The 13,780-nt window shown below is 68.1% G+C and carries 12 protein-coding genes; 6 read left to right on the top strand and 6 right to left on the bottom strand.

Annotated elements, in window-relative coordinates:
- The first annotated feature begins 9 nt into the window (after positions 1–9).
- Positions 10–801, top strand: a complete 792-nt coding sequence (locus U4012_RS01180) for an IclR family transcriptional regulator (protein ID WP_321795448.1) — start codon at positions 10–12, stop codon at positions 799–801.
- A gap of 203 nt (positions 802–1,004) precedes the next feature.
- On the opposite strand, the gene U4012_RS01175 is transcribed toward U4012_RS01180, so the two are convergent.
- The 3 genes from U4012_RS01175 to U4012_RS01165 form a co-directional block, all read right to left on the bottom strand.
- On the bottom strand, positions 1,005–2,339 hold the full coding sequence (locus tag U4012_RS01175; RefSeq protein ID WP_321795446.1) for a chloride channel protein: 1,335 nt from the start codon (positions 2,337–2,339) through the stop codon (positions 1,005–1,007).
- Between the two features lie 189 nt (positions 2,340–2,528).
- Complete coding sequence (gene codA, locus U4012_RS01170) at positions 2,529–3,767, bottom strand: cytosine deaminase (protein WP_321795444.1); 1,239 nt, start codon at positions 3,765–3,767, stop codon at positions 2,529–2,531.
- A 75-nt stretch (positions 3,768–3,842) separates the two neighbouring features.
- Positions 3,843–4,307 (bottom strand): VOC family protein, encoded by a 465-nt coding sequence (locus U4012_RS01165; RefSeq protein ID WP_321795442.1) that lies wholly within the window; start codon positions 4,305–4,307, stop codon positions 3,843–3,845.
- Positions 4,308–4,615: 308 nt separating this feature from the next.
- Between U4012_RS01165 and U4012_RS01160 the strand changes: the two genes are divergently transcribed.
- Both U4012_RS01160 and U4012_RS01155 read left to right on the top strand, forming a co-directional pair.
- On the top strand, positions 4,616–5,767 hold the full coding sequence (locus U4012_RS01160) for a porin (RefSeq protein ID WP_044843051.1): 1,152 nt from the start codon (positions 4,616–4,618) through the stop codon (positions 5,765–5,767).
- A 223-nt stretch (positions 5,768–5,990) separates the two neighbouring features.
- Positions 5,991–6,293, top strand: coding sequence for a DUF4148 domain-containing protein (locus tag U4012_RS01155; protein ID WP_124484885.1), 303 nt, complete (start codon positions 5,991–5,993; stop codon positions 6,291–6,293).
- Between the two features lie 149 nt (positions 6,294–6,442).
- Here U4012_RS01155 and U4012_RS01150 read toward each other — a convergent pair whose 3' ends face one another.
- Positions 6,443–7,390 (bottom strand): LysR family transcriptional regulator, encoded by a 948-nt coding sequence (locus tag U4012_RS01150; protein WP_124484886.1) that lies wholly within the window; start codon positions 7,388–7,390, stop codon positions 6,443–6,445.
- A gap of 191 nt (positions 7,391–7,581) precedes the next feature.
- Between U4012_RS01150 and U4012_RS01145 the strand changes: the two genes are divergently transcribed.
- On the top strand, positions 7,582–9,765 hold the full coding sequence (locus tag U4012_RS01145) for an FUSC family protein (RefSeq protein WP_321795436.1): 2,184 nt from the start codon (positions 7,582–7,584) through the stop codon (positions 9,763–9,765).
- A gap of 158 nt (positions 9,766–9,923) precedes the next feature.
- Complete coding sequence (locus U4012_RS01140; protein ID WP_044843047.1) at positions 9,924–10,136, top strand: hypothetical protein; 213 nt, start codon at positions 9,924–9,926, stop codon at positions 10,134–10,136.
- 147 nt (positions 10,137–10,283) lie between these two features.
- Here U4012_RS01140 and U4012_RS01135 read toward each other — a convergent pair whose 3' ends face one another.
- Together U4012_RS01135 and U4012_RS01130 are read right to left on the bottom strand one after the other, a co-directional pair.
- The gene (locus U4012_RS01135) at positions 10,284–11,393 is read right to left on the bottom strand and encodes a P1 family peptidase (protein WP_321795433.1); all 1,110 of its coding nucleotides are present in this window, start codon (positions 11,391–11,393) and stop codon (positions 10,284–10,286) included.
- Between the two features lie 44 nt (positions 11,394–11,437).
- On the bottom strand, positions 11,438–12,844 hold the full coding sequence (locus U4012_RS01130) for an APC family permease (protein ID WP_044843045.1): 1,407 nt from the start codon (positions 12,842–12,844) through the stop codon (positions 11,438–11,440).
- Positions 12,845–12,976: 132 nt separating this feature from the next.
- On the opposite strand from U4012_RS01130, the gene U4012_RS01125 reads away from it, so the two are divergent.
- On the top strand, positions 12,977–13,777 hold the full coding sequence (locus U4012_RS01125) for a helix-turn-helix transcriptional regulator (RefSeq protein ID WP_321795430.1): 801 nt from the start codon (positions 12,977–12,979) through the stop codon (positions 13,775–13,777).
- Positions 13,778–13,780 lie beyond the last annotated feature (3 nt).

Here is a 13,780-nt window from a genome sequence, read left to right as displayed (position 1 = left end):
CCCCTCGCCATGGAAACGTCACCCGATCAATCAAACGATCTGCTGTTCAATCAGTCGCTGGAAAAAGGGCTCAACGTGCTGCGCGCGTTCAGCGCGAAGCGGCGCACGATGACGCTGGCGGAAGTGGCCGACGCGGCAGGGATCACGAAAAGCTCCGCGCAGCGGATGGTCTATACGCTCGAGCAGCTCGGTTACATCCGCAAGCATCCGATCACGCGGCGTTTTCAGCTCACGCCGCACGTGATGCGGATCGGCTTCAACTATCTCGCGGCCGATACGTTGATCGACGTCGCGAATCCGTTCCTGTCCGAGCTCACGAACCTGACCGGCGAGACCACCAATCTCACCGAGCCGGACGACGACGAAATGGTCTACGTCGCGCGTTTCGTATCGACGAAGTTCGTGCCGATCCACATGCCGATCGGCAGCCGTATCCCGATGTACTGCACTGGCAGTGGCCGTGCGTTCCTGAGCGCGTTGCCCCCGGAAGAAGCGCGTGTGCGGCTCGACGGCATGGTGCGTACGCCGCATACGCCGCGTACGGTCACGGCGCTCGACGAGCTCGTCGCATTGCTCGACGGTGCACGGCGCGAAGGCTACGCGACCAACCAGGAAGAACTGTTCATCGGGGACATGTCGATTGCCGCGCCCGTGCTCGGCAGCCAGGGGCAGCCGGTCGCGGCCGTGCACGTGGTCGCGCCGACGAGCCGCTGGACGTTCGACGATGCGCGCCGCAAGCTCGCGCCGGCGGTGATCGACTGCGCACGCGGAATCAGCAATTCGATCCGGACGCTTGAATAGCGTCGGCGAAACGGCATACGGCGCGCCGTTGCATTGCGCAACGGCGTCTTATCGCTACTGCGACTTCGGCGAATGCTCGATCCGATAGGTGCTGTTCGGGCGTAATACGTGCTGCTTCGCGGCGGCGTCCCGTTCCTTGCCGTGATATAGATCGATGCACTTCAGCGGCGCAGCCCGCGCGCCGCAGCCTGTGCCGAGGAGGGCTACCGGGTCGCCGTCACCGGCGTGGCGACGGCCGCGGCCGCCCCCATCCGCCCCTCCACCACCCACTGCGCGAACCGGTACGCAACCAGCGAGCCCGCGACGGCCAGCAGCATCGGCACCAGGCTGTCGTGATTCGCGCGCGTGAATTCGAGCAACAGCACGACGGCCGTGATCGGCATCTGCATCGACGCGGCGAGGAACGCGGTCGCGCCGACCAGCGCGCATCCGCCGATCGACGCGCCCGGCCACACGAGGCTCCACAGCCCGCCGAGCACGACGCCGAGCAGCGCGCCGTTCGCGAGACCGGGCGTCAGCAGCCCGCCCTCCGCCCCCGCGCGCAGGCTGCCCGCCTCGATCGCCACCTTCAGCACGAGCAGCGTCGCCGCGAGCCCGATCGTCAGCGTGCCGTCGAAGCCCATCGAAGCCGGCCCCTTGCCGTTGCCGAGCAGTTGCGGAAAGCGCATCGCCAGCACACCGATCACCGCAAAATTGATCAGCGCGAGCACGGGCAGCAGCCGGCCCTTCGGCGCATCCGCCCGCGCGCGGCTCGTGAGCCGCACGAAGCCGTACGCGGCGAAACCGAACAGCGGCCCGCAGACGATCGACCACGCGACGAGCGGCGTGCTCAGCACGAACGCAGGCACCGTGTACTGATGTTCGTTGCCGAGCCCGATCCATGCGACGGCCGCCGCGATCGCCGACGTGACGACGGCGACCACCAGCGCGCGCAGTTCGAACGTGCCGAGCAGCACTTCGAGCACGAACACCGCACCGCCGAGCGGCACGTTGTAGACGGCCGCGAGCCCGGCACCCGCACCGCACGCGACCATCAGCCGGCAGTCGGCGGGCGTCAACCCCGCGCGGTGCGCGAGCTGCCCGGCCAGCAGCGAGCCGATCTCGCGCGGCGCGACTTCTCGGCCGAGCGGCGAACCGAGCGCGACGGTGACGATCTGCAGCAGCGCGTGCACCGTCGTGCTGACGAACGGCATCCGCGGATCGGCGGCACGCACCGCACGGCGGATGCTGACGAGCGGCCGGCCATAGCGGTACAGCGCCCACCAGCCGCCGCCCGCGACGAGCCCGCAGACGACGAGCACCGCGAGCCGGCGCTGCGGGTCGGCCTGGCTCACGCCGGTAAGGAAGCTCTCGGTGCCGACCACGTGCGCGAGGCTGTAGCCGTACGCGACGTGCTGGATCGCGTGCAGCAGCAGCGCGAGCAGCATCCCGCCGACGCCAGCGCCGATGCCGGTCAGGATCGTGACGGCAGCCATCCGCGCAAACGGGCTGACGGACGGCGAGGAAGACGCGGGAGCAGACGGGAGATCGAGGCGCATGAGGTCGGCGGACGATGATCGACAAGACGGCGCGCACCATGCACGCCGCCGTCAGGACCGCATCGTAGGCGTCGATCTATCATGAGACAAACGTATTTTTCTGATCAACTCATGCATTCAGCGCATACAAGAAAGACGGCAGTTCCCCCGCGGGGCGTGCCGCCGTCCGCCGCCGTCGCCGCAGCCGCGTCACTCCGGATACGTGACGCGCTCCGGCTCGCGTCGCATGATCACCTTCCCGTGGCGCACCGACAGCGTGGCCTTCACCTGCCGGCGCACGGCTTCATAGTCGCTGTCGGCATCGAGCACGACCAGGTTCGCCGGCCGCCCGACCGCGATCCCGTAGCCGTCGCCGAGATGCATCGCCGTCGCGCTGTGATCGGTGACGAAGTCGAGGCAGCGCTGCAGGTCCTGGTAGCCCATCATGTGGCAGATGTGCAGGCCGGCGTCGAGCACGCGCAGGATGTTGCCGTTACCGAGCGGATACCAGGGATCCTTGATCGAATCCTGTCCGAAGCACACGTTCAGGCCCGCGCGATCGAGTTCCGCTACGCGCGTGACGCCGCGCCGCTTCGGAAACGTGTCGAAGCGCCCCTGCAGATGAATGCTCTCGGTCGGGCATGACACGAAGTTCAGGCCCGCGCGCTTCAGCAGCCGGAACAGCTTCGAGCAATACGCGTTGTCGTACGAGCCCATCGCGGTCGTGTGGCTCGCGGTCACGCGCGCGCCCATGCCGCGCACGCGCGCCTCTTCCGCGAGGACTTCCAGAAAGCGCGAATGCGGATCGTCGGTCTCGTCGCAGTGCACGTCGACAAGGCAGCCGGTGCGCTCGGCCAGCTCCATCAGGAAGCGGATCGAGCTGACGCCCTGCTCGCGCGTGTTCTCGAAATGCGGGATCCCGCCGACGACGTCCGCGCCGAGTTCGATCGCCTGCGCCATCAGCGCGCGGCCGCCGTCGAACGACTCGATGCCTTCCTGCGGAAACGCGACGATCTGCAGGTCGATCAGCCCGCGCGCCTCGTCCTTCACTTCGAGCATCGCCTTCAGCGCGGCCAGCGTCGGATCGGTGACGTCGACATGGGTGCGCACGTGCTGGATGCCGTGATCGCGCAGCATGCCGATCGCCGCATGCGCGCGCGCCTTCGTGTCCTCGTGCGTGATCGTCGCCTTGCGCTCGGACCAGCGCTCGATGCCCTCGAACAGCGTGCCGCTCATGTTCCAGGCCGGCTCGCCGGCCGTGAGCACGGCATCGAGATGGATATGCGGTTCGACGAGCGGCGGAATTGCGAGACGGCCGCCCGCATCGACATCGCCGGCGCCGACCGTGACCGGCGCGGCCTGCGCGTCGATCCGCGCGATCCGGTCGCCGTCGATGCCGATCGTGAACAGCCCGTCGCGGCCGCGCAGGCGTGCATTGAAGAGGTTCATGGTGGGTCCAGGCGTCATGCGGCGTCAGCGCGCCGCGTGGTGGGGAAAAACCGGCTCCTGCGATGCGTGCCGCGCTTATTTGAAATCCTCGATCGTCAGGCCGGTCGCCGCGCTCATCTCGTCGTTCGTCACGTCGCGCACGTGCTTGCCGAACGTCCACACGTGCCGGCCGGGATCGCGCGCGCGATACATGCGATCGCCGTAGAACTGGTCGGCCGGCGCCTGCAGGATCTCCGCGCCGGCCGCACGTGCGCGTTCGCAGTGCGCGTCGATGTCGGCGTCGTCGGGAAGATGCACGTGGACGTGCTGCGTGTTCCGGTCGCCCGTGTCCTGCGGCGACGCGATGAAGTCGGCCCACGCGCCGCCGATCATGACGAGACCGTCGCCGAATCTCATTTCGGCGTGCGCGATGTCGCCTTCCGGCGTGGTGACGACCAGCGCGCGCTCGAAGCCGAATGCGCGTTCGAGCCATGCGAGCGAGGCATTCGGGTCGCGGTAGCACAGCGCGGCACTCAAGGAAGGACGGCGCGGCGTGGTCATCGGGGGCTCCGGATCTCGGCAATGGTCTGCCCATTCTCCACGCGCACGGCGCGGCGATCAACTCCCGCACCGGCGACGCGCGTGTTGTCAATGCGCGACACGGCATGCGCGGCCGCCCGACCGCTCGCGTCGCGCCATCGGCGAAAACGCACGCCGTCCGGCCTCCGGACCGATTTGTGAACGCCGTGTGACGCACTCTTGCGCAACTCGCAACGGTGTACTCGCGCGCCTGCGGCCGGAATCGCGCGACCCCGCCCCTACACTTGCGCCGAACTTTGGTCACCCGTCCCACACGCAGGAGCTGTTACATGCACAAAACGAACAAAACCCTGATTGCCGCCGCATCGGCCGCCGCACTCTTCGCCCCGCTCGCGCACGCCCAGAGCTCGGTCACGCTGTACGGCCTGATCGATGCCGGCATCGCGTACACCAACAACGCCGGCGGCGCATCGCTGTGGCGCATGACCTCCGGCACGGTCAACGGCAGCCGCTTCGGCCTGCGCGGCACGGAAGATCTCGGCGGCGGCCTGAAGGCGCTGTTCGTCCTGGAGAACGGCTTCAACGTGAACAACGGTGCGCTCGGGCAGGACGGCAAGCTGTTCGGCCGCCACGCGTATGTCGGCCTAACCAGCAGCGGCTACGGCACGCTGACGCTCGGCCGGCAGTACGACACGATGGTCGACTTCGTCGCGCCGCTGTCCGCGACGGCCGGCGACTTCGGCGATACCGGCTTCGCGCATCCGTTCGACAACGACAACCTGAACCACTCGGTGCGCATCAACAACGCGGTGAAGTACACGAGCGACACGATCGCGGGCTTCAAGGTCGGCGCGCTGTACGGTTTCTCGAACTCCACGAACTTCGCCGGCAACCGCGCGTACAGCGTCGCGGCAAGCTACACGAATGGCCCGCTGAAGCTGGCCGGCGCGTACCTGCAGATGAACGGCACGAAGGGCTCGACGAGCGCGAGCCCGGGCGCGACCGACGTGGCCGAAGCGAAGAGCGTGAGCCAGGGCGGCTGGTCGGTGGGCGCGGACCGCATGCGCTCGTACGGCGGCGGTGTCAGCTACGTGTTCGGTCCGGCGACGGTCGGCTTCGTCTATACGCGCTCGCAGTACGACAACTCGGGCTCGTTCGGTTCCACCGGCCAGGTCGCGTTCAACAACTACGACGTGAACGTGCGCTATGCGGTGACGCCGGCCGTCAGCCTCGGCGCGGCCTACGTGTACACGGACGCCAGCGTGTCGAACCCGGACAGCAAGCACGGCACCGATCCGAAGTGGCACCAGGTCGACCTGCAGGCCGTGTACAAGCTGTCGCGCCGCACCGACCTGTACGCGGAAGCGATGTACCAGCACGCGTCGGGCCGCGGCTACCAGGCCTTCATCAACACGTCGGGCGGCGCCTCGAGCACCGCGAACCAGATCGTCGGCACGATCGGCATGCGCACGCGGTTCTGAGTTCCGCGCCGCGTAAGCGCCCGTCGCCCGTCCGCCGGGACCCTGTCCTGGCGGACGGGTTCGCGCGCTGTGGGCGACCTGCACCAATGTTGTTCCATCTGGAAAGCTGCCTGCCCGGAATCGGGGTTTTTGTGCGCGCGTGTGCTGCATAGACTGGCATCGACGGTTCGGATCGCGCGTCGATCACCGGACCGGCCTCACACCCCGTCTACTGGAGAACATCGTGAAATCGCTCGTCGTTACCGCCGCCGCTGCCGTCCTGCTTGCCGCACCGGCCCTGTCGTTCGCTCAGTCCGCCAAGGCGCCCGTCACGCGCGCCCAGGTGCTGCAGGAGCTCTACGACCTCGAATCGGTCGGCTACAACCCGTCGCTCGGCGACGCCGGCAACTATCCGGACGACATCATGGCCGCGCAGGAACGCCTGGCAGCAAAACGGCTCGCCGAGCACAAGGCCGCGCAACGCGCATATGGCCCGGCCGGTGCGGGCGCAACGGAATCGGGCGTGGCGGCAAAGCCCGCGCTGTGAAGACACGCAGCAACGCCGCACCCGCGTGACATGCGTCCCGCGGGCGCGGCGGAAATCGCGCGAACCGGTTCGTCACGATGGATGCGGCAGGACAGCGTGCCGTCCGGCACGCGGCCATCTCGTCTTGGATTCGCGCTCGGGCTGCCTGATCAGGCAGCCTGCGGCTCGCGGTCGATCGCGTTCAGCATCTCGACGTCGCGAGCAATCATCCCCGGCACCTGCGCACGCAGCATCTCGACCCAGGTGCGCACCTTCGCGTCGATGAAGCGGCGCGACGGATACAGCGCATACACGTTCATCTTCTGCAGGATGTGCCCGGGCAGCACGCGCACGAGCGTACCGTCCTGCAGCGCGTCGATCGCCGCATACAGCGGCAGCATGCCGATCCCGATACCGTCGCGGATCGCGAGCGCGAGCGACTCGGCCGTATTGGTCTGCACCGGCCCGGTGACATGGATCTGCTCGATGCCGTCGGCGCCTTCGAGCACCCATTCGTGGGTCGGGAACGCCGGCGTGCAAAGTGTCAGGCACGCGTGCGCGCCGAGATCCTGCGGGCGGGCCGGCGCGCCGTGGCGCTTCACGTACTCGGGCGACGCGCACAGGATGCTGAAGGTCGAGCCGAGCAGGTGCGACACGAGCTCCGAATCGGGCAGCGACGATGCGGTCACGACCGCCATGTCGCTCGTGCCGTCGAACAGGTCGGGCATGCGCTGCGACAGCGACAGCTCGATCGACACGTCCGGATATTGCGTGTGGTAGCGCGTGAGCGCGGGCATCACATAGTGATGGCCGACGCTCGCGAAGCTGTGCATGCGTAGCACGCCGGCCGGCCGTTCGTGCGCGCAACTCGCCTCCTCCTCGGCGCGATCGACGTCGGCAAGAATCTGGCGGCAGCGCCGCAGATAGCTTTCGCCGGCCGACGTCAGCGCGAGGCGGCGCGTCGAGCGATTCATCAGACGGGTGCGCAGGCGCGCCTCGAGTTCCGACACCGCGCGCGACATCGCGCCGGTCGTCGAATTCAGCGATTGCGCGGCCGCGGTGAAACTGCCCGTCTCGACGACGCGCGTAAACACCCGCATGTTTTGTAGGGTATCCATTCCTGTGAGCCACCTGTAGCGGAGCCGCCATTTTCCTCCAGCGGGTGCGACAGATTGTTACGCGGCCTGCAACTATCGTTTCCCCGTAGCTGCGTTAATGCCCAAGCGCCGCACTCCTACAATCGGCGCCTCACCAGTCGAACGGACCCGTCCGGACGCGCCGCGGCACCGCACGCGCCCCGCTTTTTTTCATGAAGCCACAACCTGCGATCGAGCGACCTGCCATCGAACCGGCCCGATGGAGAACCTGGCTCGATCCGCTCGGCGGCGCCGCGCGCGACTGGGCCGCGACCGACGGGCTGATCTGGCTGCACCTCGCCAAGACCGTGCTCGCCGCGCTGCTCGCGATGGGGATCGCGATGCGCCTCGAGATGTCGCAGCCGCGCACGGCGATGACGACCGTGTTCGTGCTGATGCAGCCGCTGTCGGGGATGGTGTTCGCGAAGAGCTTCTACCGCATGCTCGGCACGGCGGCCGGCCTCGTCGCCGCGCTCGCGCTCGGCGGGCTGTTCGCGCAGCAGCCTGAGCTGTACATGGCCGGCATCACACTGTGGGTCGGCGGCTGCATCGCGCTCGCGGTGCGCAACCGCCATTTCCGCTGGTACGGGTTCGTGCTCGCCGGCTACACCGCCGCGCTGATCGGCCTGCCCGCGGTGATGACGCCGCAGACGCTGTTCCAGTCCGCGCTCACGCGCGCCGCGGAAGTCGCGCTCGGCATCGCATGCTCCGGCGCGGTCAGTGCGCTGATCCTGCCGCTCAGTTCCGCGAAAGCGCTGATGCGCTCGTTGAGCGCGCGTCATGTGAAGTTCGCGGCGTTCGCGGCCGGCGCGCTGTCGGGCGACCTCGCGCGCGGCGACTTCGAGCGGCGCTTCGCCGATTTCGTCGACGAGATCGTCGGGTTCGAGGCCAACCGCGCGTTCGCGTCGTTCGAGGATCCGCACATTCGCGCGCGCAGCCGCCGGCTCGCGCGGCTCAACAGCGAGTTCATGAATGCATGCACGCGCCTGCATGCGCTGCACCAGCTCGTCAAACGCCTGCGCGCAAACCGGTCGGACGCGGTGCTCGACGCACTCGCGCCGCACATCGATGCGCTCGCGCAGCGGATCACCGCATTGCGCGACGAGCGGCAGCGCGGCATCGCGTCGACCACCGGCGCACTGCTCGAACTGCGCCGCTTTCACGCCGCGTTGCCGAAGGCCGCGCGCGCGTCGCGTCGTGCGATCGAGGATCACGCGGCCGGCGGCCTGCTCGACTTCGATACCGCGATCGAGCTGATGTATCGCTTCATCGGCGAGTATCTCGGCTACGCCGACACCAACGCGTCGCTCGATCGCGACGATCACGCGTTCGAACGCTCGGTCACGCACTACGCGGTGAAGACCAATTCGTTCTTCGTCGGCTTCGCGTTCCTGCGCACGCTCGTCGCCGTCGGCGCGATGAGCGCGTTCTGGCTCGCGTCCGAATGGCCGAGCGGCTCGCTCGCCGTGATCGCCACCGCGATCGCGTGCGCGCTGAGCTCCACGTCGCCGCGCGCACCGAAGTTCGTCGCGCAGATGGGCGTCGGCGCGGCGTTCGCGACGGCCGTCGGCTATGTGTTCCTCTGTTACGTCTATCCGAACATCGACGGTTTTCCGCTGCTGTGTGCGGCACTCGCGCCGGTGCTCGGCCTCGGCGCGTTTCTCGCGATGCGCCCGGGCCTGTCGGGCTACGGGATCGGCTTCGCGGTGTTCTTCTGCCTGCTCGCGGGCCCCGACAACGCGATCGCGTATACGCCCGAGGTGCTGATCAACAACGGCTTCGCCGTCGTCGTCGCGATGCTCGCGTGCTCGATCGTGTTCGCCGTGGTGTTTCCGACCCACATGCCGTGGCTCACGTCGCGGATCGCGCACGACCTGCGCCGCCAGGTCACGTTCGCGTGCGAAGGCGCGCGCGACGGGCTCGCCGCGCGCTTCCAGTCGAGCACGCACGACCTCATGGCGCAGCTGCGCACGCTGCTCGTCAAGCGCACGCGACAGCATCGCGACGCGCTGCGCTGGATGCTCTCGACGCTCGAAGTCGGCCATGCGGTGATCGACCTGCGCGACGAGCTGCACGGATTCAGCGAATCGAAACCGCCGCAGACGCTGCGCTGGACCGCCTCGGTCGACGCGGTGCTGCACGAGCTGCCGCGCTTCTTCGACGATCCGACGCCCGGCCATCATGCGCGCACGCTCAAGTCGGTGAACCTGGCGATTCGCGCCGCACAGCACACGCTGCACGCATGGTACGCGGTGCCCGATGAACGCCACCGCATGCAGCGCATCGTCGGCTGCCTGCACTTCATTCGCAGCGCGCTGCTGGACAAGGATGCGCCGTTCAACCGTCATCGTCATTGAGCGCCGACGAGGGTCGGCGGGAGATCGATGCATACGCAACGTCACCCTTGTTCCGATTGGAAATAAGCTCTGCACCCGCGGTGATTAATTTCCAGGCAGGGCGAGCCTATAGTTTCCTCACTGCCAGCGAGACTGGCACTGACCCAGGAGAAACCGAAATGAAGCCGCTGCACCTCGCCCTCGTTGCCCTGTCGCTCACCGCCGCCGTCGCGCACGCGCAGAGCGCGCCGGCCGACGTCGCGCAACAACCGGCGAACCGCGCCGAAGCCGTCCAGGCCTCGGGCCGCGTCGATCGTGCGCAATCGAAGCAGGAAGACCCGAACGCATGCGTCGGCCCCGTCAGCTTCTGCAACGTCTACTTCGGCAGCTGAGCATGACGCCGCGTCGTCACGGCCGGGCTCGCCGCGCGCACATCGCACGTATCGCACGTATCGCCTGCGCGCGTGCACGACGAGCCGGACGATCGCCGCAACGACCCTGCCCGCCACGCCGCTTCGATTGAAGCGGCGCATGCCGTTTCAGGCGCCGCGCTCCGGCCGCCACCCCACTTCGCGCAACGCATCCAGCAAGCGCGCCTGCCCCAGCCCTTCGACCCGCGCGCCGCGCGACTCGACGTCGCTCCCGGCGACCAGCGCATTCACGATCGCTTCCTCCACCGCTTCCGCCGCGGCGACGAACAGTGCGGAGATGTGGTCGTTGTTCACCATCTTCACGGCCGTCGTCGGCGCGCCCTTGCTGCCGTAGTTCGCGGCGGGCAGACCGTCGTTCCCCGTTGCGAACGCAAGGAAAATGTCGCCGCTCGAATCCTCGGTGCCGCCGCCGACGCGTGCCAGCCCGACGCTCGCGCGCTGCGCGAGGCGCGTGCATTGATGCGGCAGCAGCGGCGCGTCGGTCGCGATCGTGACGACGATCGAACCCATCCCGGCCTCGCCTTGCCCGTCGGGCGCGCGAAACGGCGACGGCACGTGCCGCAGCACGTCGCCGACCGGATAACCGGCCACGCGCAGCATCTCGCGCACGCCGTAGTTCGCCTGCACGAGCGCGCCGACGGTCCAGCCGCCCGCGTCGGCCGCCACCACCCGCGACGCGGTGCCGATGCCGCCCTTGAACTCGTGGCAGATCATCCCGGTGCCGCCGCCCACGCCGCCTTCGGCGACCGGCCCCGACTGCGCGGCGGCCAGCGCGCGCAGCACGTGCTCGGCACGCACGTGCTGCCCCCAGATGTCGTTGAGCAGGCCGTCGTAGGTTTCCATCACGACCGGCATGCACCAGTACACGCGCCCGGCCGCCGCCTCGCGTTCGTTCGCGACCAGCGCATCGCGCACCGCGCCGACGCTGTGCGTGTTCGTATAAGCGATCGGCGTCGTCAGCAGGCCGGCTTCGCGGATCCATTCGAGCCCGGTCGCGTCGCCGTTGCCGTTCAGCACATGGACGCCCGCGAAGCACGGCGAATCGTGCGCGGCGCCCGCGCGCGGCTCGATCACGGTCACGCCGGTGCGGATCGATGCATCGCCGTTCTCGACGTTCAGCGTGCAATGTCCGACCCGCACGCCCGGTACGTCCGTGATCGCGTTGAAGCGGCCCGGCGTGCCGAGTCCGATGCGGATGCCGAGATCCCTCGTGCGCATGATGCAATTCCTCCAGTCTTTCAATGGTTCGGTGTGCGAGTGGTTCAGAGCGAGCGGAACGCATCGCTGTGGCGCGCCCAGACCGCATACATCGCGAGCGCGGCCACCAGCAGAGCGCCGATGATGATCAGGTCGGTCGGCTTCGTCGCCGTCGCGAGCGTCGTGTAGAGCGTGTATGCGGCACCCGCGACCGCGACGAGCGGCGTCACGGGCCACAGCGGCATCCGGTAATGATGCTCGACGTCGCGACGCACGAGCCGGCTCGCGAGCGCGGCCAGCCCGACGACCAGGTAGATCAGCAGCAGCAGGTCGACCGTGAACGCGGTCAGCTCGTCGAGGCTCGACACGAACACCAGCCCCGACGACGGCACGGCGAGCGCGAGCGTCGCGAGCCACGGCGATTCGAAGCGCGGATGGATCGTCGAGAACGCGCGGTTGCAGGTGCGCGACCAGAGCGCATGGCGGCCGCTGCTGTACAGCAGGCGCCCCATCGTGATCACGATCGCGATGATCGCGTTGAATACCGACAGGAAGATCCCGCCGCTGACCGCGCGCGACACCGCCGGGTTGCTCAGCGAGCGCACGACATAGCCGATCGGGTCGGCGCTCTTCGTCAGTTCCGTCAGCGACGGCGCGCCGAGCACGATCGCGGTGAGCGGAATCAGTTCGACGACGAGAATCACCAGCAGCGAGTAGATCACCGCCTTCGCGACGTTGCGGTTGCCGCCGCGCAGGTCTTCCGCGAGATAGGCGGCGGAGCCGAAGCCGTTGTAGCAGAAGATCGCCGTGCCGATCGCGGGCACGATCGCCGCGAGCGTGGCCGGCACCAGCGCATTGCCGCTCGCGACGACCGGCGCGACCAGTGCGTCCGCGCCGCGATGCGGCGAGCCGAAGCCGAGCCCCGCAATCAGCATCAGCACGCCGATCTCGACGACGAGAAACGCGCCGGTGATCCATGCGTTCGTCTTGATGTTCAGCATGCCGAGCACGTAGCTGAGCAACACGATCGTCAATGCGACCGACTGGTTGCTGAAGTGCGTGCCGAGCGCGTTGTTCAGGTAGGGCGCGGCACCGCTCGCGAGCACCGCGGGAATGAACACGCTGACGGACAGCACCGTGATGAAGGTCAGATAGCCGGGCAGCGTGCCGAACACGCGTTTGGCCATCACGTATTCGCCGCCCGCGCTGCGGTGCGCGGCGCTGAGCTCCGCGTAGCAGAGCGCGAACGCGAGTGCGAGCACGCCGCCGAGCAGGAACGACAGCACCGCGCCGCTGCCGGCCTGCTGGATCGCGAACGGCGCGATCACGAAGATCGAGCTGGCGGGCGTCACGCCCGACACGGTGATCATCACCGCGTCGCGCACGCTGAGCGTCTGCGACAACGCGCGCGGCGCGCCTTCCGTGGCAGGCGTCGCTTGCAGCGTGCCCGTCGATTCCGACATCATCGCCATTTCGTTCTCCTGTTGCTTCTGTCCTGCGCTTTTTTGAACACCCATACTCGGGCCCGATTGATTGCGTGGCAGTCTAGGAAGCCAATTTCAGGACCGCTATTCCCCCTTCGTGTTACACCCTTCGGTGGTGATATGGATCGACTCTTCTCCGAAATCGCGATGCACCAGGCGCTCGGCCGCGCGATCGATCATCTCGGCCAGCCGCGCTTCTGGCGTTTCCTGGTGCTGCTGCTCAACGAAATGGTGCCGTTCGACAACGCGCTCGCGACCGCGATCGGCCGCGACGGCGTGCCGCTCGTCCTCGACGAATACGACACGGGCGGCACCGACAGTGCGTCGCCGGTGCCGCTTTACCTCAACGGGTTATATCTGCTCGATCCGTTCCTGCAGGCCGCGCACGACGGGCTCGCCGACGGCTGCTACCGGCTCGAGGAAGTCGCCCCCGACCTGTTCCGGCAGAGCGAGTATTTCCTGAGCTACTTCCGCGATGCGGTCGGCGACGATGAAATCCAGATCCTGCTGCGGCCGAACCCCGACCTGCTGCTGTCGCTGTCGCTCGGCGCGGCCGCGCGCTTCGACGTCGAACCGCTCGGCAAGCTGACGGCCGCGATGCCGTGGGTGCTCGCGACGATCCGGCAGCACTGGCGGCTGGTGGGCGACGCCGCGCGCGCGACGCCCGACGACGATCTCGGCGCGCGCGTCGAGCAAGCGCTCGCGCGCTTCGGCGCGGGCGTGCTGACCGATCGCGAGATGTCGATCGCGAGAATGGTGCTGCGCGGCAATTCGTCGAAGGCGATCGCCGAGCGGCTGGCGATTTCACCGGAAACGGTGAAGGTGCATCGGCGGCATCTTTACGCGAAGCTCGGGATCTCGTCGCAGCCGGAGCTGTTTTCGCGGTTCATCCAGGCGCTTGGGGAGGATGCGGTGGGGTAAACG

Origin of the sequence: Burkholderia sp. BCC1988, assembly GCF_905339895.1 — a bacterium.
GTDB lineage: Bacteria > Pseudomonadota > Gammaproteobacteria > Burkholderiales > Burkholderiaceae > Burkholderia.
This window is presented reverse-complemented; position numbering and strand designations above follow the sequence as displayed.